Here is a 23190-nt window from a genome sequence, read left to right as displayed (position 1 = left end):
ACTGTCATGAAATCGATAACTAACACATACATTCTCAGTCTTTTATTGCTGATTTCATTTTCATGTGATGAAAAATTGAATCAGTTTCCAACGAACGCCTTTGCGAGTGACACATTTTGGACTTCGGAGACCAATGCTATGATCGCATTAACGGGCCTCTACCGAGGAAATATTGTTTATGGTACCCAAGTAGTTCCAACCGATTGGTGGACTTACTGTGGGATCGTTTTTTTGGAATTTGCTACGGACAATTCGTATGATAGACGGGGAGATAATTCAACTTATAACCGTCTGACAGATGGGACGTTATTGCCAAATAATAATGTCGTCTTAGGGTATTGGACAGGGTCATACCGAAGAATAGCAATTGCAAATGATTTTTTGGAAAATATTGAAAATGCGTCAATGCCGGCGGAATCAAGGAACAGGATGCGTGCAGAAGCCAAATTCCTGCGAGCTACCCAATATTTCTACCTTTCACAATTTTGGGGCAGTGTGCCTTTGGTGGTGAATACCCTGACACCAGATGAGGCCAATAATGTTACACTGGCCAGTAAGCAACAAATCGTCGATTTTGTCGAGAGTGAATTCCTTGAGAGTATCGAATTTCTGCCACGTTATGGGGCGCTTTCCGCCTCTGAAATAGGAAGAGCCAGCAAGCAGGCGGCTCTGGCTTTTTTGGCTAGATTATATCTAGGGGAAAAGCAGTTTTCAAAAGCAGCAGCGACCTATCAGCAAATCATTGGGTATGGTGAAAACATCATTGATAGTGATTATAAAACGTTGTTTTATCCTGCCAATGAAAATAGTCGCGAGAATATATTCAGTGTGCAGTTTACATCTGGGTTTGCCGCCAACTCCCTGCCTCAACACGCATATCCGGCGGTTTCCAGTGGGTGGCATATCGTAAATCCAACGGGAAGTTTGGCCGAAGCCTATGGGTTTGAAGATGGATCGCCTTTTTCATTTGACGATCCTAGATACAGCACCGCTAATATGGGAGCCAATAGGGATCCGCGATTTAGAGACACATTCCTTTGGGATGGATCTACTTTTGGCGGCAGAACCTACGTTTGTCATCCGGATTCCGCGCAGTCGGTTGATCAACTTACTTATTCCAAACAGGCTACCAGGACAGGATATGGATTGCGAAAGTTCTTTGACGAGTCTTTTTCGGGAAACTTGATTACGGACTACGGAGGAAACATCCCGATTATCCGGTATGCGGAAGTTCTCCTCGGGTATTTGGAGGCTGTTATGGAGGCGGGCGAGCCCATTACACAGGAACTTCTGGATCAAACGATCAATCAGGTAAGGGGTCGGCAGTCTGTAGGTCTACCACCAATTACTGAAACCAATGTGGAGCAATTGCGAACTATACTTAGAAACGAGCGGCGAATAGAGTTGGCCTTCGAAGGAATACGGCTTTGGGATATCTTCCGATGGGGGATAGGAGGAGAAGTTCTTAGGGGTGATTTCTGGGGAGCGGCCTTTCCTGGTTCCACCAGACTTCCCCAGGTATCCAGAAAACCTGACCCGTTGTCCAGATGGCATGTGACCACAAAGAATTTCCGCGTGGGAGTTGATGACAAATGGCCGATTCCCGAGGCTGAAACGAATATTAACCCCAAGTTACTCCAATAGGATGTCATTTAATCCGTAAATTAACTATCGTTTTCGCGCTATTATTGGAGCGTTTAAAATCATCTAACACGCTCATTGGGTCAATGCAAGTCGCTTCGTTGGCAAACACTTAAGTGAATGGGTAAAGATTATTCAATACTCCATAAAGGAATAGACGAAATAAAAGACCATAAACAAATGCAAAGAAGAAAAGCTGTAAAAGTACTTGCCCTGGGAGGAATTGGAACCTCCTTGCTTCCTGGTAGTACGTTTGGATCAAGCAGAGCTCCCAAACCACTGGATAGTACTTTCCAAAGTGATTGGCACCAATGGCCAAACCTCGACTGGATAGGCCCGGAATACTGGGGCAATCGATTGCAGGATTGGAAAATCGTGGAGGGAAAGGCTACCTGTGTGGTTAGTGGCAACAACAGAACCTTGTATCATCTAGGACTCCATCTTTCTGACCGTTTCCAGACGTTTCAGTCCAAACTGGTGTTTTCCCTAATCAATGTGGATGATGAAGAGGGATATGCTGGTTTTAGGCTAGGTGCTAAGGGTCCGTTTGACGACTATCGGTCAGCTGTGGTGTTTGGAGGAGGCTTGGACTGTGGATTGAGAGGAGATGGAAGGCTTTTCATCGGGGATAGGATTTCCGAGAGCCGAATCTCCGATCTTACAAAACCCGTTCACGCGAGCCTCCAAGCCGTTCCTGTTCAAGGTGCTTTTAGCTTAAAACTGGAGGCCTTTGATCCCAGTACCCAAAAGGTGTTATCCACGGTTGAGTTTTCCGGTGTTGATCCGAAGCAATTGGTAGGACAGGTTGGCCTCGTTTGCCATGCAGGGGGAGAAAATGTAACAAAAATCCAACCATCGGCTGAATTTGCATCTTGGGAAATGAGTGGTGAAAAACTTGATCACTACGTAGACCGGCAGTTTGGGCCTATTTGCTTTTCCTACTATACCCTGCACAAAAAGGAGTTGAGGCTAACGGCTCAAATGGCACCCGTTGAAAACTTTGTGAACCATGAAATTCACCTGGAAATACGACGAAATGGCGTCTGGGAGGCTATCGCTCAAGGGAAGATCAATCGACTGGGCAGGGTCGTTCGTTTCACACTGAGGGATTGGGACAATGCCAGCGAGGTTTCCTATCGGGTGCGATTGGATTTGCCTTTTTCCCAAGGCGTCAGGCATTATTTCTATGAAGGCAAAATAGCCGCCGAGCCACTTGGGCAGGCAGAGGTCAAAATGGCTGTTTTCAGCTGCAACGCTGACCACGGTTTTCCGGATCAGGAAGTGTCGGATAACGTAGGCAAACACCGTCCGGATATAGCCGTCTTTCTAGGCGATCAATTTTACGAGAGCACCGGTGGCTTTGGCATAGAAACGGCACCTTTGGAACGGGCAAGTTTGGATTATCTGCGCAAGTGGTACATGTTTGGATGGTCTTACCGAGACATATTCCGAAATATCCCCTGTGTGTTTATACCAGATGACCATGATGTGTACCATGGCAATGTGTGGGGTGAGGGTGGAAAAAGGGCCCCTATCGAATTGGGCTGGAATTACGACTCACAGGATCAGGGCGGATATAAGATGCCACCCGAATGGGTAAATATGGTTCAATTAACGCAGACAGGCCACCTACCGCCGCCTTATGATCCTTCTCCGCTGATTCAGGGTATAGGCAGCTATTTTACCGATTGGGTATATGGAGGGATCAGTATGGCCATTTTGGAGGATCGAAAATTCAAGTCGGCACCCAAAAACGTACTGCCGGAAGAGGCTAAGGTGGTCAATGGTTTCATCCAAAACCGAAAGTTTGACATAAAGGCCCATTACGATATAGATGCCAATTTGCTGGGAGACCGTCAGATGGAGTTTCTGGAGAAATGGTCCGAGGACTGGGACGATCAGGTAGAGATGAAAGTGGCCCTGTCTCAGACCAATTTCTGTACGGTGGCCACGCTGCCTGAGGGAAGCATCATAGACAGCATTGTGCCGACCCTTCCCATCCCCAAGCCTGGGGAGTACGTGCAGGGAGATGCACCTACCAGCGATATGGACTCCAACGGTTGGCCACAAAAAGGAAGGGACAACGCCTTACGTATTTTGCGTAAGGCCTTCGCCCTGCACATCGCCGGAGATCAACACTTGGCCACTGTGGTACGCTACGGGGTCGATGAGTTCGGAGATGCGGGGTATGCCTTCGCAGGCCCCGCATTGAACAACCTCTTCCCCCGGCGTTGGTGGCCGCCAGTTCCTGAAGATCACCAGCCCTTGGAAGGAAAACCCAAGTACACCGGTAACTTCTTCGACGGATTTGGAAATCGGATGACGGTTCATGCAGTTGCCAATCCCAGGCAAACAGGCCGGTTGCCCGCTAGAATTTATGACCGATCTACCGGTTATGGCATGGTGGTCTTCAACAAAAAGGAACGCACCATGCGTATCGAATGCTGGCCAAGGTATGTGGATCCATTGTCCAATCCCGGAGGTCAATACGATGGTTGGCCCATCACCATTACCCAAGCGGATAACTACTCCAAAAAGGCCCTGGGATATCTGCCCGAACTGGATTTTAAGGAAATTGAGAATCCGGTGGTAACGATCGTCCATGAAGCAAGTGGAGAGACGGAATATTCACTTCGGATAAACGGAAGCCGGTTTAGGCCCAAAGTGTTTCGGGAGGGAACCTACCGGGTGCTGGTAAAAGGCAGCGAGTCGGGAGAGGTGAAGACGTTGGCAGGGCTATCCATGGATACATTGGGCATAGCGTCCATTCAGGTGCAGGTAGGAACCAGCCCGTCTGTTTGATGGGAAGGGCATAGATCCGACTATACATCTAATCCCAAACCTAACCAAAGGCCTTCCAACTACTCTTGGAGGGCCTTTATTCGTTTTATGAAGTAGGTGAGCAATGGGTAAACGGGTTTTCTCCAAGTTCTGCCGATAAAAGATAAAATAGACTCATGAATCGGAATTTACGAGATTTTTTCCCATTTTGAGAACTAATAAGTGGAGGGTTTTATGCGAAAGAACACCAAAAAAGGGCGTGTACCGAAGAGCGAATGCATCAGTCAGGGCCAGCTTGCGTTTGCAGTTCTTGAGACCTCTTCTGAAAATTGCTCGACCCTTTCAGCCGTTGGGTATCAAAGGTTGGGCAGGAGGAACATTGATTTTATTGGGAGGTTTAATATCTTGGAATTCAGCAAATGCCAAACTGTATTGTTTTTTTTGGTTCTGTGCTTACTCGGACCTATCTCCAACGCAACCGGCCAAACCTCCACAACCTATAAAACCGCAAGAGAGGGGAGGCTATTCAAAATTTTTCAGTTCCCTACCGATCAAATGCCAAGAATCGATGGGGATTTTAGTGACTGGGAGATCGTTCCGAAGGATTACACCTATGGTACCGATGAATTGAACGATACTGAGGATGGCATGGGAACCGACATTTCTCCCGAAGATCTGGACGTAAAGGTGACCATAGGTTGGGTAAAGGGGATGAATCGTCTTTACTTTAAGTATGAGGCCTATGATGATTTTTGGGATTTCGAGCGGTTCAATCCAGAGGGTTACCTAAACGATATATTTGAGCTCGTGGTGGATGGTGACCTTTCCGGTGGGCCATTTATTTATAACCCTCTGTACGATCGAAACGACTTGAAATGGGAGCCCCAATCCGATGCCTATATCGAAAATCATCTAAATTTTAGCGGCGTTCACGCCCAAAACTACCATATTTTCACCCCGCCCGTAAACAATGCATGGGTGCTGGTGTGGGGTAGCCAACCCTGGATTTCCGAGTTCCCCAGGGCAAATTGCGCCTACGACTTTGATTTTAACCATGGCGAAAGTGGCACGCTGCGATTGGAAGGGTGGATCACTCCCTATGATTATGCACCCCACGACGGGCCTGAACGGGCAATCGAATCCAACTTATGGGAAAACAAAGTCATTGGCCTTTCCTGGTCGATCTTGGACTTTGACGGGGGAAAAAGGGAAGGCCATGTTAATCTCTCCCATGATGTCAGAATGGTCAGCGATGCCTCTTATTTATGTGCCTTTAGATTAATGCCCTTGGAAGCGCAGTTTCTGCCACCAATCAAAGCGGATTGGACTTTTGAAGTGATTGACAAGGATAGGGGATTAGTGGCTTTTAAAGACGAGTCTATTGGCGCAATCGAGAAATGGAGCTGGGATTTTGGAGATGGCGAATGGTCCAACGAACAAAACCCGATCCATCGCTTTGAAAAAAGGGGGGTCAGAAAGGTCATCACGCTGGAAGTAGAAGGCAGACAGGGTACTTCCAAACGAACCCGATATTGGGAAGTGATGATACCGTAGGTACCGGATAACTTTCCGAACGTGTAAAAATCCGGCATTTGAAGGTGTCGGTAGCGCATGAAAGCGGGTATATCCATGCGATTAACTGGTAAAATCAGTATCTTGACTGCCAGCAGGAGGGGAATGGAGATGCGGTAGCCATTTTTTTGCGCACACAGAGGGGCATCGTGGTAGGTAGTGGATAGGAGAGGATTTGGGAGAGTTGGTGCGCTGGCGTATTGGAGCACTTTCCGCTGATTCGCAAAGATGCCCAAAAAGTAGAAATAGGATTAGATAATAATGAACCTAAAAAATCAAGAAAAGAAAATATGCCCAGACTAGCTGCCTTTCCACACGCCTATATACCGGCACTATGCAACGATTCTCTAACCTGTCTTTTGCGCTTTAGCCTTTTTTTTGGGGTGCTTGTCTTTTTCAGCTGCCCTGCCAGCCTGTTTGCCCAATCAAAGCCCATTCGGGTACTGGTATGGGATGAACAGCAGCCTGAGCAGCGGGAAGTGTATCCAGATTTTCTGGGCAACCACCTGGCGCAGCACCTGCGGCAAAACCCAGCCCTGCGCGTAACCTCGGCCAATATCAATCAGCCCGAACAGGGGCTCTCCAAGGAGTTGCTTGACGAGGCAGATGTCCTTATCTGGTGGGGCCATGTGAGGCATCAGGAGATAGCCGTGGAAACGGCCCAAGCGATCGTGGACCGGGTCAAGGAGGGAAGGCTTTCGCTTATTGCACTGCATTCGGCGCATTGGTCACTACCATTCCATATCGCGATGGAGGAGCGGGCAATACAGGATGTGGTTAACATGTTGCCCTTTGGAGAACGGGATAAGGTAGTTCCGGAGTTCATTCAGTGGCGAAGTAATGTGATGCCAAGCCGCCGGGAGAGTCCCCGATTTGATACCCGACTTGAAAAGTTACCAAACGGCCATTGGCATGTGTTGCTGGAGCGGCCTACCAGCGTTTTTCCGGCCTGCTGCACGCCGAAGCAACCGAGTACGGTGCGGGTGCTGCTCCCCGAACATCCAATCGCACAAGACCTTCCGGCCACGTTTACGATACCTGAAACAGAGATGTATGACGAGCCCTTCCATGTTCCGGAGCCCGATGAGGTGATTTTGCGTGAGACCTGGACTGGGGGAGAGCACTTCCGTAGTGGTATAATATGGAGACTGGGCCGCGGACAGGTTTTCTACTTCCGCCCCGGCCACGAAACGTATCGGGTCTTTACCGAGCCCGAGCCGCTGAGGATCCTGGAAAATGCCAGCCTCTACCTGGGTAGCCAGGTACAGGCTGAGGCCGAAATCAAGACCATGAAAGGACTACCCAAAAGGATGTTGGTGTTCTCCAAAACTTCCTGGTACCGGCACCCGGCCATCCCCATGATCAACGACCACCTGGTACACTTAGGTGGTGTGTATGGCTTTGAAGTAGACGTCACCGAAGATGCCGAAGATTTTACCGACGCGAAGCTCGCCACGTACGATGTAGTACTGTTTATCAGTACCACCGATATTGGCAAGTCCCTGAATGCTGCGCAGCAGGAGGCGTTTATTAGGTGGTACAGGTCGGGCAAGGGATTGGTGGCCATGCATGCTGCCGGTGTCCATCACGACACCTGGGATTGGTATAGCCAGCTATTTGGGACTGATTTTGATAGTGATTCGGAGTATGTTCCCGCCCGGGTGATGGTCGATCCCGCTGTAAAAAGTCATTGGCTGGTGCAGGGGTTGCCGGAAACGTTCACAATAGATGGGGATTGGCTGAACTTCAAGCGCAGTGTGCGCGACCTTCCCGGAGTGACGATCCTGTTGACCCTGGATGAAACTACCTACGATCCTGTCCGGCCTCAGTTCAAAAAAAGTGGGGGAAAACCGATGGGTGAGGACCATCCGATGGCGTGGATTCGGGAGTTTGAAGGCGGTCGCTTTGCCTACACCATGATCGGGCATGACCTGCGTCCCTTGGAAACACCGTTTGGGGAGCAGCACTTGATACGGATGATCCGGTGGGCAGCCGGTGCCACGGAATAGGTCACCTTGTCACTTATCGAGTGGAAAATTTCAGAAAAAAGCGGTAGTCTCAGCCTGGTACTTCTACTAGGCAAAGGGTAGTGTTGGAAGATAACTGACTTTATAAGTATGGTTACTTACGGTCGGGCCAATAAGCACATTGATCTCTGTTTCCTACAGGTTCACCAAACTGCCATGCTGTGGTATACGTATGAATTCATGCCGTTCCGGTAATGACATTACTTCCTGTAGATGAGCGGTTTCCTATCGTACATTAGATTGTTGGAATCCCGGATTTTCATACGATTTCAAGAAAGCCGTACTCTGTCGAAGAATACAGCTCTCCGATATCTTTTTTGTGTTTGACCAGCAAATGCTCCAAATAAGCATTACTTTGATTGCCGGTTCTTAATAAAACCACTTTAGGTGGAAAACCTCTTGAGTTGGCAAGGTTTAAAAAGTCAATATCATTGCTAACGATTATCAAATCGTTGATTAAGGCATATTTCCAAATATCAAGGTCTTTAGCTGGCATTGCAAGACCGATATTGTCCACATGGAAACAATCTTCAAAATGGGAGCTGAGCTTGCGTGACAAACGCCAAGACATGTTTGCGTCCAAAAGCAATTTCATGCTATGCCGCCACGATTTTGATAAACGCTTCCCGATTAGCGGCAAATGCAAGCGCTGCTAGGATGTGCTCTTCTTTTAATATCGGAAAATCTTCAAGAATTTCGTCTTTGCTCATTCCTGAAGCCAGCCATTGAAGTATATCAACAACCGCAATACGCGTACCCTTGATACAAGGCTTGCCGAAACGTATATTCGGATCAATTACAATATGGGATGAAAAATGTTCCATATTGTAAATCTCGGTAAAATTTCATTCATGTCCAATACAGTTTCCCATTGTACATTTCTGATTGATGGAAGAAAATTTACCCATCAGTGATATTTCATCAATTCAACCAAACTACTATACAGTTACCCGCAACCTTACCATCCCGCTTTGCCTACACCATGATCGGGCATGACCTGCGTCCCTTGGAAACACCGTTTGGTGAGCAGCACTTGATACGGATGATCCGGTGGGCAGCCGGTGCCAAGGAATAGATCACCCTGTCACTTATCGAGTGAAAAATTCCAGAAAAAAGCGGTAGTCTCAGCCTGGTCCTTTTAGGGGCTGAGTTAGGGTATCGAAGATATCTACTTTCACATGTAGGCTTACTAAGGTTGAAGGGGTATATTTACACGTATCCAACCTTGACCTACCGATAGATTCCCCATGAAATGCATCAAGAGATTTGGCAGGTAATGGGATAAAAAGACCAACCACACCATGAAACCGATCTTTCTACTCCTTTTTTTGCCACTGCTACTGTCCTGTGGCGAAGAAAATAAGCCCAACATTATCCTAATTAACGTCGATGATCTTGGCTGGCGGGATGTGGGTTTTATGGGCAGTGATTACTATGAAACCCCAAACCTGGATAAATTGGCCGCGCAAGGTATGGTGTTTTACTATGCCTACGCCGCGGCGGCCAACTGTGCCCCCAGTAGGGCTTCATTGATGAGTGGGATGAACACCCCCAAACACCGGGTATATACGGTGGGTAGTTCGGAAAGGGGGGAAGCAAAGACCCGTAGGATTATTCCCACACCCAACCAGGAATTCTTGGCGGATTCGATCTATACCTTGGCTGAGATGCTTTGGGATAACGGGTATACGAACGGCACATTTGGAAAATGGCATATCAACGAGGATCCCTTGCAACACGGCTTCCATGTAAATGTAGGTGGTAGTCAGAGGGGTAATCCGGGGAGTGGGGGGTATTTCAGCCCCTATAAAATTGATTTTATCGAGGCTGGCGCGGAAGGGGAGTACCTGACAGACCGACTGACCGACGAAGCCATTGCTTTCTTAAACCAAAATAGGAAAGAACCTTTTTTCCTATACCTCCCCTTTTATTCGGTGCATACGCCCATCATGGGCAAGAAGAACCTCATTGAGAAATTTAAAGATAAACCGGGAACCGAAGGGCAGGAGCGGGCAGATTACGCCGCCATGGTGGCTTCCGTAGATGAAAATGTGGGCAGGCTAATGACAGCGGTGGATGAATGGGGCCTTGCTGAGAAAACGCTCGTTATCTTCACCTCAGACAATGGGGGCATCCGGGATATTTCCCATCAGACGCCATTACGGGCAGGAAAGGGCTCCTATTACGAAGGAGGCATCCGGGTACCGTTGGTTATCCGTTGGCCCGGAAAAATTAACGCGGGCACCACATCCTATGTTCCGGTCACCCACATGGACTTTTATCCGACAATCAAAAATATCATCAAAGGAAAAGACCGCGAGGCCAGCGAAACTCTGGATGGTATAGACCTTTCACCCCTGTTTGCCCAACAAGAAATGGACGAACGGTCGCTCTACTGGCATTTTCCCATCTACCTCGAGGCGTATAATCCCAAGGAAGATGGGGGTAGGGATCCGCTTTTCAGAACCCGACCTGGATCGGTTATCAGGAAGGGCAAGTGGAAGTTGCACCACTATTTTGAGGACGACGGATACGAGCTTTATGACCTGCAGCAGGATCCCGGAGAAACCCAAAATCTGATAAATACCCACCCCGAAGTAGGAGATCAACTGAAAACAGCACTCCATGCCTGGAGAAGGCAGGTTGATGCCCCCGTCCCAAATGAGCCCAATCCGCTGTATGAGGATGAATTTCATCGAAAGTTACTCAACGAGCTAGTGGTCAACTAACAGAATGATCTGCCAATGGTCAACGCCTGGGTAGGTTTGCCTTTTTTATCACAGCGAGCAGAATCGCTCATCCATCTAGTTTGTTCCGAATGGTTAAAACAATGCATTGCCGCCACCTAAGAGAAAACTACCTGTAAAATGGCTGATTGTTGATTTCGCTCCGGGCACCGTAAATGGGTTCCGGTAGCCCGACTTCCAGGGCACCCAAATCAGGTGCATTTCCGGTGTATAGATCATTTACATTGGGAATAAGCACGCCTGCGTTCACGGCATTTGCTTTGGGATTGAGTTTGAAATTCAGGTCTACCGCGTGGTACACGGGGCCGGGTCGGTCCTCTCCAGGGGCTTTGATCGGCATCTTAAGACCTTCAAAAATATCATAATCGACAATTATACCGTGTGCCTCCAGACCGCTCGCTTTGCGCAGATCCGGCAATGTCTTAAATCCCACTCGCTCGCCTGCAGGAGATAACCATACAAATTGATTTTCCGGGCTGTCCGGTCCCCGATTGGGCCGGTACCCGTTGTAATCCGCTACGGAATACGGCGTTGTATAAGGGAAAGCAGCGATGATGGTCGGTCCATCTGCTCCCAGAAACAGATTATTGCGGTAATTTGAATTTGGGTGCACGCTCCCGGCGTTGTTTTCGGCGATGAAGGTGTTATGGTAGGCAATCAGGCCAGGCACTCCTCCGTGAATCTTGAGAGCTCCTCGTACGATGTGGTAGAGCACATTTCGGATGTAGTAGGCAGGCCCCCCAAAGACGGGTTGAGCGCTTATCCCGCTGCCGGCAGAGTTTACTCCCCGGTTCCGCATCACCCGGATGTTGTGCACTCCGCCATCCGCCTCGATAAAGTCGTCGACCAGGAGGTGTAGATCATTGTTGTAAATATCAATCGACACAGCCTTTAGCTCCTGCTCTTTTTCGGGGGTACCATAGGTCGAAATGCCAATGGCATCGTGGAAGAAAGCGATCGAATTGTAGGCAATTACGTGCCCGGATCCGTAAACCTTGATGCCGTAGTAGGAATCGAGCAGGTGCGTTCCATAGGGAATCAGTCCTTCCCGGTGGGCCTGCCAACCGTATAATCGATAGCGATCGTCGCGCCCGATGAGGACGTTATCTTGGATAAGGAAGTTTTTTGAGCCGGCGTATTCGGTTACGATGCCCTCCCCTACATTTTCAAAACGGCAATTTCGTACCGTTAGGTCAGTAGCTCCTGCCAAGTGTTTCCTGCCGGCTTCGAAGACTCTGCCGACATTCCGAAAGGTAAGCCCTTGAAAGATATGATGCTCGGAGGCCATGACATTAAATAAAATGGCAGCTCCTGCTCCATCAAAGATCACCTCCCCATCGCCGGCTGCCTCGATGACGATCGGCCGTTCAGCAGTGCCTTTTGCGGTGAAAAAATAGGTTCCGTCAAAGGGTATATTATGCCAATCAGGGTAGTTGAGCAGGTTCCCTTGATATAGCCCCCCGTGTATTTTGATAATATCCCCGGGCTGCACCACATCCTCTGCTACGACGTTCCAATCCCCCTTGGTGTTGGTTGAGCCGCCATAAGCCGAAACAAGGCCGGGGTAATGCGGTTCCTCTTTTTCCCCTGTATAATACTGTGGGTATACATGCCTGACCCTGCCCCCGGTGGCAGCCTTCGGCTCGGCGCGTGTGGAAACGGTCACTGTTTTTACCGCCTCCCCTTCAACGCCGTCGGGATCTTCCAAGGTAAAACGGGCTTCATAGGATGTGTTTTCGGCAAGATCCAATATGCTTCCTGCAAACATGTCAGGAGTGGTGTAATCGATTCCAGCTCTTTCGATATGTTCTCCGCCGATCCGAAGGAGGGGCATTCCTTTTTTCCATTCGCTGCCCGATCCAGCAATTCTATACTCGACCTTTACCCTTGCATTCCGGTTTTCGTCGCCCTCGATATACCATTCAAATCCAAGATTAATCAACGTGGGCGGTTCGACGATGAATTCCCCCGGGCTTACGGTATTTTGCGCGTTCAGAAATAATGGGAAGCAAACTACCAGTACAAAAGCTGCCACCAACCTGGTCGGCTGAGCCATGGTAAGGTGCGGGTTTCGCAGTCTCCTACCGGTCGACTTGGTAAACAAGGATAGGACAATTTTTTTGTTAAGTTGATCAGAGAACTTTATCATGGTATATTTAGGGTTGCCTTTTGTCTGCCGAATCGTTAATTTACACTAAAAATACGCCATTTTGCTTTATGGGGGAGTGATGTAGAGGAAAATTAAACAATACCTTATGAACAATATTAGACTGCTTGCCGGATTGCTTTTTGTCTTTTGTCCGTATTTTCCAGAGGCGATCGCTCAAACAAGTCCCCTTGAACTGAATCCGCCCCGGCTTATAGTGGGTGCGGATATTGCCCGGCAACATGCTGTTGAGACCCGAAAGTTTAGCGGGATATCCAGTCTGGCAGTAAGTCCGAAAGGGCGTCTGTGGGCGGTATGGTACGCAGGGATAACTCCCGGAGAGGATCTAAATAACTACGTAGTGTTGGCGACGAGTGGGGATTTGGGTAAAAGCTGGGAAGAAGTGCTGGTCATTGATCCGGATGGCCCGGGGCCGGTGCGGGCTTATGATCCGGAGATTTGGCTGGCTCCGGACGGGAAGATCCGGGTTTTTTGGGCGCAAGCTTCCGCTAGAACCGGAGGCACCTGGGCGTTGGTCACAGAGGGAACAGCAGCGGGTGTTTGGGCCTTGGAAATAGAAGATCCCGAAGCCCCCCTTTCGGTATGGGGCGAACCAAAGCGCCTTGCCGATGGGGTGATGATGTGTAAACCCCTTGTTTTGTCTACAGGAGAGTGGGTGCTTCCGGTTTCATTTTGGAAAATGGAAAAGGAAAATGCCCGAATGGTGGTCTCTTCAGATGACGGGCAATCCTGGCATGTGCGTGGCGGGGCCTCCGTACCAGATGATGTGCGTGCTTACGATGAGCACATGATTGTTGAACGAAAGGATAGATCCCTATGGATGCTGATTCGAACCAAGTATGGAATTGGGGAATCAACCTCCATGGATCGCGGGGTTACGTGGACTCCAGTGGTTCCCTCCGGAATACAGCATCCTTCCTCAAGGTTTTTCAAAATCGAAAGGTGATCAGCACAGGGGTCAAATAGGAGCGATATTAGAAGCGCTCCAAGGCTCCCTTGATCGTGGCTGTTTTCAAAAACTTATCATTTTCAAGTTGGGGAATAGGAGCATCCACCTCGGCCGTCCATTTCCTCACTTCTTTCAGTAGTTCGTCTGCGATCTCTTTTTTGGAGAGGGCTACATTCGTAGTTTCGGCAAGGTCGTTTTTGAGATCAAAAAGTTCGAAATCACCGTACTCATAGTAGTAGATCAGCTTCCAGTCCCCCCGTATCACGGTAGTAGAAGGAACGGCTCTCCAATGGTTTTCCTGCGTGCCGTAGATCGGTAGTACACGTTCCGCACCTTCTCCTTTTAGATACAGCGGGAAATGAAAGAAAATCGATCTTTCGGGAATGGTGTCGCCTCGTAGGAGCGGTACAATCGATACGCCGTCGACGGGCTGGGTGGTAGGCAGGGGAACATTCGCCAGTTCTGCAAAAGTGGGCATGAAATCAATGCCGGATACGGCTGAGGTAACGGCACCGTTGGGTTTGATGAAACGGGGCCATCGCATGCAAAGGGGTGCCCTGATTCCCCCTTCGTAAAAGGATCCTTTACCTGACTTTAATGGGTCGTTGGAGGTGTTTTGCACCAGGCCGCCGTTGTCTGAGGTGAAGATGACCAAGGTGTTTTCGGCCAGGCCCAATTCCGATAGCCTATCAAGTATCCTTCCTACGCTGATGTCCAGTTGTTCTACCTCTGATGCATAGGTAGGGTTGGCATCCGCAGCACCCCAGGCTGCTTTTTTGGATTCATAATACCTGATACGCTCGCTTTTTGCTGCCATCGGGTTGTGTACTTCCCAATGGGACAGATAGATAAAAAACGGTGAATGTTGATTTTCATCGATAAACGATAGTGCGGCATCGGTCAATCGCTCGGCGACGGTTGTGTCATTGTAGTATCTTCCCTCGGTGCCGTTTTTATTTGAAAACTCCCCCCGGATACCGGCGGATGAACTCTCCTTAAAGCCTTGGTTATCATCCCCAATATGCCACTTGCCAAATCGGCCCGTTTGGTACCCGGCGGTATTGAGCAGTTCCGCAAGGGAAACCCATGCAGAGTCAACATGATTGATATTTACTTGAAAGGTCTGGTACGTGGAATCCTCTCCAAATGTGGGCACCTTCCACCTCATCTTTTCTATATCCCCCGGTCTGGCATATCCCTGCGGTAGATACACGTGGTGTCGAGGATTGTACATGCCCATAAGTATGCCCGCTCGGGAAGGCGCACAGTTGGCGGCAGATGGGTAAAACCGATCAAATACAATCCCTTCTTTTGCGAGGCGGTCTATGTGGGGTGTTTCGTAAAACGTCTGCCCATTAAAACCTACGTCCGCCCAACCCAAATCATCGGCCAGAATGAACACAATATTGGGAGCTTGATGCGGCGATGAGTGCGCCGGGTCATTGGTTCCACAACCTACCAAAAGTATCAGGGCCCATGATAAGATGATGGGGCCAACGAGGGAAGGAATATAGATGGGGCGTTCGGTATTATGCATCGCAGGTAATACTTTGGTGAAAGATAGTGATTTTTTTAGACGACGCGGAATGCCGTCCAGATTCCCCGAGCGGTGGCTTTGGAAGTTAAGACCACGCTGGCCGCTGTGAAGGGGTACGGATGCTAATTTTTTGAGGTAGATCGGAAGGGGATGCTTTGTCCAAAGCTGGGATTATCGAACCGAAAGGTGTGACCTTTGTACGGTGCATACGCAAGCGCTTGTTTTACCCGCAAAGGGTTCACCCAGAGCTTGGTCTGGCTCGTTCCCATTGGGTTTGTGTTTTCCGCTGGTAACAATCTCTACCTAGTTTTTGGGCTAATCGGGATTAAAGTATATCTTTTAGGGTCGATTTGTATTTCAATAAAACCCGCCTTATCCTGTATGAAAAATTTGCTTTTTGCCGCCTGCCTGTTCGCTTTATCATGTGGCCTATCCTTCGGTCAGGCCCTGCCTACCGGCAACCCGGCCGATTTTCGCGTCAAAACCTGTCTGCATTCCATCGGCTATTCTGGCCTTTGGCGGGGACAGTCTACCTTAACCGTGGACGAGTTTCTGTTGAAAGCAAAAGAACTGGGTTACGACGGGGTCATGCTCATGGCAAAGGCTCCCCACCTGTCGATTTTGGAATACGACAAAGATGCCCGCCGCAGGCTCAAGGCCCGGATCGCCGAGTTGGGCTTGACCTTGGTGGGGCTTGCCGGGTATTCGGATTTTACAGCGGGTATAGACAAGCCGGGCATACCCCACTTGGAAATTCAGGCAGCCTACATCGGTCAGATGGCTGAGCTGGCCAGTGACCTGGGTACAAAAATGATCCGAATCTTTACGGGCTACGAACGTCCGGGTATTCCCTATGACCGGCAATACGCCATGGTAGTGGAAGGCATTACCCTCGCGGGAAAGGAAGCCCAAAAGCATGGTGTTACCTTGGTAGTACAAAACCACCACGACATCGCCATTCACCACGATGCCATGTATTGGATGCTGAAGGAAATCAATCTGCCCAATGTGCTGTCGGGCTGGGATGCCTGGTCACCAACGCTGGAGGGGCTTTCTAAGGAGGAAATTCGGAACTCTGTCCTGAAAATGAAGCCCTTTTTGGCCAACACTATCTTGGCAGACTATGTGGCACTGCCCCGCTACCACTACGAGCACGCGCTTACCAACTACCGGGAGGAAAGGCCAGTGATGCGTGCCACGGTAGTCGGAGAGGGGATCATCGATTACGAAAATTTCATTGGAGCACTCAAGGAAATCGGCTATCAGGGCTACCTGGTCTATGAAATGTGCGAAGTATTGGAGGGTGGCGGATCCATCGAAAACCTGGATGCCACTGCGCGGAAATTTTTGGAGTATGTGAAGCGTTTTGAATAGGATGGCTTAGGGTTCAAGTGAGAATTTAGTTATTGATCAGTGGTTTATGGTACAGGTAGCAGTAAATCAAAACCTTTTACGAAAAGCATCTGCAAATACATTTTCATTTTATCACTTGCCCAATTCGAATAGATGGTTTAAGTTTGACATAATATGTCATTTCAAAAAATTCATATGAAGAATGTTGGGCAAACAATAAGGGCGAAGAGAGAAAGTATGGGGCTCCTTCTTAGGCAAGTGGCAGCCTATCTTGATATTGATCAAGCCATTCTAAGTAAAATAGAGCGGAATGAACGAAAACCAAACAAAGAGATAATAATTAAGCTAGCTGAAATTTTAGAATTTGACAAGGAAGAGTTGTTAGTTCAGTTTTTAAGTGAGAAAATCGCTTATGAAATTGTTGATGAAGAATGTGCTAGTGAAGTACTGAAGGCAGCTGAGGAGAAAGTAAAATATATGAAGTCTAATTTTATTAAAAGCTGAAAATGGGTGCAGAAGATACGGCAAGGGAAATTAACGTATTTGAAGAACCACAATTGGATATATTGTACTATCCAAAGGCTTCTTCAAAATCAATGGAACATGATAAAACGGAAACATTGAATGTACTTTCTCTTTTTTCAGGTTGCGGTGGTATGGATTTGGGATTTGAGGGTGGATTTGCAGTATTAAAAGATTCAGTAAATGAAGTTTTAACCCCTCACTTTATTGATAAGGATTTAGAAAATGGTTTTGTTCAGCTGAATAAGACTAAGTTTAAAACTGTTTTTGCTAATGATATTTTAGATGATGCACGAAATGCTTGGGTGAATTATTTTTCGAAGCGAGGGCATAATGCTCAAGAGTTTTATAAAGAAAGTATAGTTGACCTAGTTAAAATGTATCGAAACGGTATTAATGTTTTTCCCGATGAAGTTGACATTGTTACAGGAGGTTTCCCTTGTCAAGATTTCAGCATCGCAGGAAAAAGAAATGGATTTTATTCTAATAAGAGTCACAAGGGCGAATTGATAAATGATAAGAAGGCTTCTGTTGAAACAAGGGGTCAGCTATATATGTGGATGAAGGAAGTGATTGAGATAACCCAGCCAAAGATATTTATAGCGGAAAATGTAAAAGGACTTGTGAATCTTGGGGATGTTAAATCGATTATTCAAAGTGATTTTTCTTCCGCTAGTGAAAACGGCTATATAGTTCTTAATCCAAGAGTTCTCCATTCCGCTGACTTTGGCGTTCCTCAATCAAGAGAAAGAGTGATTTTTATCGGGATCAGAAAATCAGCGTTAAACAAAGATGCGCTTAAGGAAATTGAAAAGGATAATATTTCGGATGTCTACAATCCATATCCATACCCTACTCATTCGTACACTGTTGATGGCCATGATTTAAAAAATTTCGTACAGCTAAAGGACTTATTTAAGTATTTGGATGAGCCTGAAAACACAAAAGATTTGTCTCAGAAATATTATTCAAAAGCTAAATTTATGGGGAAGCATTGTCAAGGACAAACTGAAGTGAAACTGGAAAGTATTTCACCAACTATCCGTTCTGAGCATCATGGAAATATCGAGTTTAGAAGGCTTTCTAAAGCAAATGGTGGTAAAATCTCAATTGAGTTAGATAAAGGGTTAAAGGAAAGAAGATTAACAGTCCGGGAATGTGCATTAATCCAAACTTTTCCGCCTGATTTTGATTTCGTCATAGAAAACAAAAACGGCAGAAAGGGTTCTTTTCTAGTTAGTCCATCTCAAGCATATAAAATTATAGGGAATGCTGTACCGCCCCTTTTAGCATACAGTTTAGCGAAAAGACTTGAAGATGTATGGGATTTATATTTTGAAAAAAAATAATGATAGTTTCAGCTAACCCAGACCCTAGTAGAAGTGAATTTGATTTGTTGCTTAGATCGACAGTTTTAGAGCTTAATATTCATGCTAAAAATGCATCAAAAGAGGTCTCAACTCTGTTAGGTAGGAAGTTAGAGCCTTATGTAAAGGACTTAATGAGTGAGAAAGCAAAAGGAACACCTTTTGAAGGTTCAATTGAATTAATTGGTGGGCAGAAATTCCCAGATATAATTGCCAAGAAATACTATGGTATTGAAGTTAAAACTACGACTCAAAATCATTGGAAGACAACCGGAAACAGTGTTTTGGAAGGAACGAGAGTAGAGAATATTGAACGTATTTTCATGTTGTTTGCCAAGTTGTCTAATCCCATCGAGTTTCGTTGTAGGCCTTACGAAGATGTTTTGTCGGAAGTAGTAGTTACTCACTCGCCACGGTATTTGATAGATATGAATTTAGAAGAAGGTAACACGATTTTTGATAAGATTGAGGTGGCATATGACACGTTACGAAAGAAGGAAAACCCTATAAAACCAATAGTTGAGTACTATAAAAGTAAGCTAAAGCCAGGCGAAGAACTTTGGTGGATGGACGCCGACGATAATAGCAAACCCAGTAACCTTATAATAAGGATTTGGAATAACTTGTCAATTAAAGAAAGATACGAGTTAAAAAATAGAGCAATGGTTTTCTTTCCTGAGCTTTTTGGAAATGGAAGTGATAAGTTTGGACGTTTTGCCATATGGCTTGTAACTCGTGAGGCAGTGGTTTGTCCAAACATTCGAGATTTGTTTACAGCTGGTGGTAGAAGTGATTGCATAATTGGTGGAGTGACTTACCGCAAAGTCCCAAGGATTTTTTTGAACCTATTTACTAGTGTTCCGGCTATTATTGAAGTGATTAAGCAAACCTCAGCCTTTGAGCTTTCTGAATATTGGGAGACTAGAACAACAAATAAGACTAAGATTTTAGACTGGATTAATTTAGTCGTTGAAAACTCAAAAAAGGTACAGGATGCTAGGCATTTAAATATTAGGGAAATATTGACTGAAATTGCATATTAATTGCGAGTGTAAGTGAGGTCAAACAAGTAAACTGTAAGCAATAAAGACACGATAAGGAGTCATTATACTTGGAATTAATCTTTGAAAAACCATTTGTCTTTTTTGTGTTGTAAGGCGGAAATGCAGTTTCAAAAAGGGCGTGACTATACGAATTCATGAATTAGCCACAATGCAGCGCAATTGATTATATACCTACAGGACAGAAAAGCATGAGACGCCATGGATTGAACATCCTTTTGATAGCCATAGTAGCCCTAACCGTGGTGGTTTGGGCCTACCGCCGCGAGTCATCCATCCTGTTTTCGGAGGAGGTGGAGGCTGCTCTTCCGGAGGAGATCGACTTTAATCTGCATATCAAACCGATCCTGTCGGACCGCTGCTTTGCCTGCCACGGTCCTGACGAAAATAAGCGGGAAGCAGGTCTTCGTCTGGACGATGAAGCCTTTGCCTTTGCCGCATTTGGGGAGGGCAAGAGGCAGTATGCCCTCGTGCCAGGCAAACCCCATAAGAGTGCGGTGTACCATCGAATCGTATCTACCGATCCAGATCTGATCATGCCACCACCGGAGTCCAACCTGGTTTTGTCTCCCACGGAGATTGCCCTGATCACCCGTTGGATTGAGCAGGGGGCGGCCTATAAGCCCCATTGGTCTTTTATCCCGCCCAGCAAGCCGGAACTTCCGCCTGTCGACCGATCCGATTGGGCCACGCATCCCATCGACCGGTTTGTGTACACCAAGATGGTGCAGCAAGGGCTGGAGCCTTCGGAACAGGCCTCCAAAGAAACACTGATACGGCGGGTATCCTTCGACCTCATCGGCTTGCCTCCTTCCGTCGAGGAGGTGGACGAATTCTTGCTCGATACCTCCCCCAATGCGTACGAGAAGCTGGTGGATCGCCTGTTGCAGTCGCCCCATTTTGGGGAGCGCATGGCCTCTGAGTGGCTGGATGTGGCCCGGTATGCGGATTCCCACGGGTACCAGGATGATGGCATGCGGAACATGTGGCCCTGGAGGGACTGGGTCATCCGCTCCTTCAATGCCAACCTGCCCTACGATGAATTTATCGTCTGGCAGTTGGCGGGAGACCTACTTCCGGAAGCTACGGTAGACCAGGTACTGGCTACGGGCTTTAACAGAAACCACCCCCAAAGTCAGGAAGGAGGGGTAATACCGGAAGAATACCGGGTAGAATACGTGGCCGACCGGGCAAACACCCTGGGGAAGGCGTTTCTTGGCCTTAGCACCGAATGTGCCCGCTGCCACGACCACAAATACGATCCCCTATCCCAAAAGGAATATTTCCAGCTTTACGCCTTTTTTAACAGCATCAAGGAGACCGGACAGGTTCCCTACATGGGCGAGCCCAGCCCCACGCTGATCCTCACCGATGAAGAGACGGAGGAAAAGCTTGCCTATATCCGGGAAAAAATCAGCGAACAGGAGCGGGAACTCGATCCCAACCGGGAGGAGTACCGCAAGGGGTTTGAAAAATGGCTGCTGAAAATGCGGGCCAATCCGCCTTCCCAACTGGAGCTGCCAGGTCGGGTGGGGCATTATCCCTTGGATGCGCCCATAGACAACCAATTCAAAAACATCGCAGACCCCGCAAAACCTGCCAGCATGGTAGTGATCCAAACGGACAAGGACCTACAGGTAGTGGAAGGGAAGGTTGGAAATGCCGTGAAGCTTGTAGGGGACAGTTTCGTGGATTTGGGAAACCAGCTGGCCTACTTTGAGCGCAACGAGCCTTTCAGCATCAGCCTGTGGTACAAGGCACTGGCCGACAGCCTGAAGGGGCCGATTTTTTCCAAGACCGGTGGCTTTGCCAACGGATTTCGAGGCTATGAACTGCTGGCGGCAGGAGATGGTACCCTGCGGGGCCTGATCACCCATACCTGGCCGGCAAATGGCATAGAGGTATGGACAAAGGAAAAGGTACCGGTAGGGGAATGGGTACACTTGGCCATGGTATACGACGGAAGCAGTAAGGCGTCCGGTTTGCAGCTCTTCCTGAACGGAAAGCCCCTTACACTGGAGGTGGAAACGGATAACCTGCGGCGTAGTATCCTGTCCTATGGCAAGGAAAAGCGCAGTATCGGGCACCCCGGAAACCTGCAGATAGGGAAACGTGGAACCAATTTTGCCGAAACCTTGGACCAGTCGCTGGTAGACGAATTCAGCGTATTTGACCGGAGGCTATCGGCGATCGAAGTGGAGGCGCTGCATTCCTCGGGAAATCCGCTTTCATCCTACCTGGCAAAGGGTATGGAGAAGGAGCTTTTCGACCATTACCTGCTGTCGGTAGACCAGGTGTACCAAGGCAGGCTGAACAGCCTGACCCAGCTTAGGGGAGAGGAAAGCGCCGTCCTCAGTGCCCAGCCCGAGGTGATGGTGATGCAGGAGCGGCAAATACCCCTTCCCACCCATGTGCTGGCCAGAGGGACCTACGATGCCCCAGCCGAGCAGGTTTTTCCCGGTACACCCAGCGCCATCATGGCCTTTGCGGAGGATTTTCCCCAAAACAGATTGGGTTTGGCCAAATGGGTGGTTCACGAAAACAACCCCCTCACCGCACGGGTAGCGGTAAACCGGTATTGGCAACTTGTTTTTGGCAGGGGCATCGTATCCACGGTGGATGATTTCGGCAATCAGGGGGCATTTCCATCGCACCCGGAACTGTTGGATTGGCTGGCTGTCCACTTTCGGGAATCGGGCTGGAATGTGAAGGAGCTACTGAAACTCCTGGTCACCTCGGCGACCTACAAGCAATCATCGGAGCGGAACGATCGGTTGAGGGAAAAGGATCCCGATAACGTTTGGCTTGCCAGAGGGCCGAGCTACCGCATGCCGGTGGAGATGATCCGCGACAACGCGCTAGCGGTCAGCGGTCTGCTTTCGCGGGATATTGGGGGCAGGAGCGTTAAGCCCTACCAGCCTGACGGCCTTTGGAAAGAACTGGCCACCGCCAATGTAAGGGAATATGTGCAGGATACCGGCGGGAACCTTTATAGAAGGGGTCTCTATACCATATGGAAGCGCAGTTCCCCACCTCCTTCCATGATAAGCTTTGATGCGTCCGATAAGTATACCTGTACGGTAGAGCGCCAAAAGACGAATACGCCGCTGCAGGCGTTGGTGCTGATGAACGATCCGCAGTATGTGGAGGCGGCGCGGGCCTTGGCCGAGCGGATGATCCGGGAAGGAGGGCTCGATACGGAGGAACAGATCAGGTATGGATTCAAAGCAATGACCAGCAGGAGTCCGAACCAACGGGAGCTGGGGATATTGAGACGGCAATATGAATTGGAGTTGGAGGAGTTTAGGACGGCCCCGCATACCGCCCTCGGCCTGCTGAAACTCGGGGATTCCAGTCCCGACCCAAGACTTCCCAGGGAGGAGTTGGCGGCCATGACCCTGGTCGCGTCCACCTTGGTAAACTACGATGATGCGGTATACAAGCGATAAGGCCAGCGCGGTGAGCG

At 48.3% G+C, this 23190-nt stretch carries 16 protein-coding genes; 12 read left to right on the top strand and 4 right to left on the bottom strand.

Annotated features, from left to right (window positions below; genetic code table 11):
- The first annotated feature begins 6 nt into the window (after window positions 1–6).
- From ADIS_RS01160 to ADIS_RS22115, 4 genes are all read left to right on the top strand, one after another.
- A complete protein-coding gene (locus ADIS_RS01160; protein WP_035804221.1) occupies window positions 7–1644 on the top strand; it encodes a RagB/SusD family nutrient uptake outer membrane protein in 1638 nt (545 codons plus the stop codon).
- Between the two features lie 177 nt (window positions 1645–1821).
- Window positions 1822–4443 carry an alkaline phosphatase D family protein gene (locus tag ADIS_RS01155; protein WP_035804235.1) on the top strand — a complete coding sequence of 874 codons (2622 nt, stop codon included), beginning with the start codon at window positions 1822–1824 and terminating at the stop codon, window positions 4441–4443.
- Between the two features lie 213 nt (window positions 4444–4656).
- Window positions 4657–5976: a PKD domain-containing protein gene (locus ADIS_RS01150; RefSeq protein WP_238325352.1), complete on the top strand. Its 1320-nt coding sequence runs from the start codon at window positions 4657–4659 to the stop codon at window positions 5974–5976.
- Window positions 5977–6284: 308 nt separating this feature from the next.
- Entirely contained in the window at window positions 6285–8003 is a 1719-nt protein-coding gene (locus tag ADIS_RS22115) for a ThuA domain-containing protein (protein WP_010852413.1), read from the top strand.
- A gap of 277 nt (window positions 8004–8280) precedes the next feature.
- Here the strand turns inward: ADIS_RS22115 and ADIS_RS01135 are convergent, their stop codons facing one another.
- Both ADIS_RS01135 and ADIS_RS01130 read right to left on the bottom strand, forming a co-directional pair.
- Window positions 8281–8616 carry a DUF5615 family PIN-like protein gene (locus tag ADIS_RS01135; RefSeq protein ID WP_010852412.1) on the bottom strand — a complete coding sequence of 112 codons (336 nt, stop codon included), beginning with the start codon at window positions 8614–8616 and terminating at the stop codon, window positions 8281–8283.
- Between the two features lies 1 nt (window position 8617).
- A complete protein-coding gene (locus ADIS_RS01130; protein WP_010852411.1) occupies window positions 8618–8845 on the bottom strand; it encodes a DUF433 domain-containing protein in 228 nt (75 codons plus the stop codon).
- An 86-nt stretch (window positions 8846–8931) separates the two neighbouring features.
- Between ADIS_RS01130 and ADIS_RS22840 the strand changes: the two genes are divergently transcribed.
- Complete coding sequence (locus ADIS_RS22840; RefSeq protein ID WP_010852410.1) at window positions 8932–9096, top strand: hypothetical protein; 165 nt, start codon at window positions 8932–8934, stop codon at window positions 9094–9096.
- Window positions 9097–9322: 226 nt separating this feature from the next.
- On the top strand, window positions 9323–10750 hold the full coding sequence (locus ADIS_RS01125) for a sulfatase (protein WP_010852408.1): 1428 nt from the start codon (window positions 9323–9325) through the stop codon (window positions 10748–10750).
- Window positions 10751–10877: 127 nt separating this feature from the next.
- On the opposite strand, the gene ADIS_RS01120 is transcribed toward ADIS_RS01125, so the two are convergent.
- Entirely contained in the window at window positions 10878–12917 is a 2040-nt protein-coding gene (locus ADIS_RS01120) for a right-handed parallel beta-helix repeat-containing protein (protein WP_035804219.1), read from the bottom strand.
- A gap of 106 nt (window positions 12918–13023) precedes the next feature.
- Between ADIS_RS01120 and ADIS_RS01115 the strand changes: the two genes are divergently transcribed.
- The gene (locus tag ADIS_RS01115) at window positions 13024–13881 is read left to right on the top strand and encodes a sialidase family protein (protein ID WP_010852406.1); all 858 of its coding nucleotides are present in this window, start codon (window positions 13024–13026) and stop codon (window positions 13879–13881) included.
- 28 nt (window positions 13882–13909) lie between these two features.
- On the opposite strand, the gene ADIS_RS01110 is transcribed toward ADIS_RS01115, so the two are convergent.
- The gene (locus ADIS_RS01110) at window positions 13910–15421 is read right to left on the bottom strand and encodes a sulfatase (protein WP_010852405.1); all 1512 of its coding nucleotides are present in this window, start codon (window positions 15419–15421) and stop codon (window positions 13910–13912) included.
- A gap of 381 nt (window positions 15422–15802) precedes the next feature.
- Here ADIS_RS01110 and ADIS_RS01105 point away from each other — a divergent pair, with 381 nt between their 5' ends.
- The 5 genes from ADIS_RS01105 to ADIS_RS01085 all read left to right on the top strand — a co-directional run bounded on the left by ADIS_RS01105 (window position 15803) and on the right by ADIS_RS01085 (window position 23173).
- The gene (locus tag ADIS_RS01105) at window positions 15803–16795 is read left to right on the top strand and encodes a sugar phosphate isomerase/epimerase family protein (RefSeq protein ID WP_010852403.1); all 993 of its coding nucleotides are present in this window, start codon (window positions 15803–15805) and stop codon (window positions 16793–16795) included.
- 153 nt (window positions 16796–16948) lie between these two features.
- Window positions 16949–17278, top strand: a complete 330-nt coding sequence (locus ADIS_RS01100) for a helix-turn-helix domain-containing protein (protein ID WP_155907003.1) — start codon at window positions 16949–16951, stop codon at window positions 17276–17278.
- 2 nt (window positions 17279–17280) lie between these two features.
- Window positions 17281–18645: a DNA cytosine methyltransferase gene (locus tag ADIS_RS01095; RefSeq protein WP_010852400.1), complete on the top strand. Its 1365-nt coding sequence runs from the start codon at window positions 17281–17283 to the stop codon at window positions 18643–18645.
- Window positions 18645–19706 (top strand): hypothetical protein, encoded by a 1062-nt coding sequence (locus ADIS_RS01090; protein WP_010852399.1) that lies wholly within the window; start codon window positions 18645–18647, stop codon window positions 19704–19706. The genes ADIS_RS01095 and ADIS_RS01090 overlap by 1 nt, the downstream gene beginning before the upstream one ends.
- Window positions 19707–19915: 209 nt before the next feature.
- Window positions 19916–23173, top strand: a complete 3258-nt coding sequence (locus ADIS_RS01085; protein WP_081634839.1) for a DUF1553 domain-containing protein — start codon at window positions 19916–19918, stop codon at window positions 23171–23173.
- The last annotated feature ends 17 nt before the right edge of the window (window positions 23174–23190 follow it).

Source organism: Lunatimonas lonarensis (genome assembly GCF_000390185.1).
In the GTDB taxonomy this organism is placed as follows: Bacteria; Bacteroidota; Bacteroidia; order Cytophagales; family Cyclobacteriaceae; genus Lunatimonas; species Lunatimonas lonarensis.
Note: the sequence above shows the minus strand (reverse complement) of the source record. Positions and strands in the feature narration are given on the sequence as shown.

Excerpts from the sequence above, each read along its gene's own strand:
- ADIS_RS01160 (WP_035804221.1), top strand. The coding sequence starts at position 7 with ATGAAATCGATAACTAACACATACATTCTCAGTCTTTTATTGCTGATT.
- ADIS_RS01155 (WP_035804235.1), top strand. The coding sequence starts at position 1,822 with ATGCAAAGAAGAAAAGCTGTAAAAGTACTTGCCCTGGGAGGAATTGGA.
- ADIS_RS01150 (WP_238325352.1), top strand. The coding sequence starts at position 4,657 with ATGCGAAAGAACACCAAAAAAGGGCGTGTACCGAAGAGCGAATGCATC.
- ADIS_RS22115 (WP_010852413.1), top strand. The coding sequence starts at position 6,285 with ATGCCCAGACTAGCTGCCTTTCCACACGCCTATATACCGGCACTATGC.
- ADIS_RS01135 (WP_010852412.1), bottom strand. The coding sequence starts at position 8,616 with ATGAAATTGCTTTTGGACGCAAACATGTCTTGGCGTTTGTCACGCAAG.
- ADIS_RS01130 (WP_010852411.1), bottom strand. The coding sequence starts at position 8,845 with ATGGAACATTTTTCATCCCATATTGTAATTGATCCGAATATACGTTTC.
- ADIS_RS01125 (WP_010852408.1), top strand. The coding sequence starts at position 9,323 with ATGAAACCGATCTTTCTACTCCTTTTTTTGCCACTGCTACTGTCCTGT.
- ADIS_RS01120 (WP_035804219.1), bottom strand. The coding sequence starts at position 12,917 with ATGATAAAGTTCTCTGATCAACTTAACAAAAAAATTGTCCTATCCTTG.
- ADIS_RS01115 (WP_010852406.1), top strand. The coding sequence starts at position 13,024 with ATGAACAATATTAGACTGCTTGCCGGATTGCTTTTTGTCTTTTGTCCG.
- ADIS_RS01110 (WP_010852405.1), bottom strand. The coding sequence starts at position 15,421 with ATGCATAATACCGAACGCCCCATCTATATTCCTTCCCTCGTTGGCCCC.
- ADIS_RS01105 (WP_010852403.1), top strand. The coding sequence starts at position 15,803 with ATGAAAAATTTGCTTTTTGCCGCCTGCCTGTTCGCTTTATCATGTGGC.
- ADIS_RS01100 (WP_155907003.1), top strand. The coding sequence starts at position 16,949 with ATGTCATTTCAAAAAATTCATATGAAGAATGTTGGGCAAACAATAAGG.
- ADIS_RS01095 (WP_010852400.1), top strand. The coding sequence starts at position 17,281 with ATGGGTGCAGAAGATACGGCAAGGGAAATTAACGTATTTGAAGAACCA.
- ADIS_RS01090 (WP_010852399.1), top strand. The coding sequence starts at position 18,645 with ATGATAGTTTCAGCTAACCCAGACCCTAGTAGAAGTGAATTTGATTTG.
- ADIS_RS01085 (WP_081634839.1), top strand. The coding sequence starts at position 19,916 with ATGAGACGCCATGGATTGAACATCCTTTTGATAGCCATAGTAGCCCTA.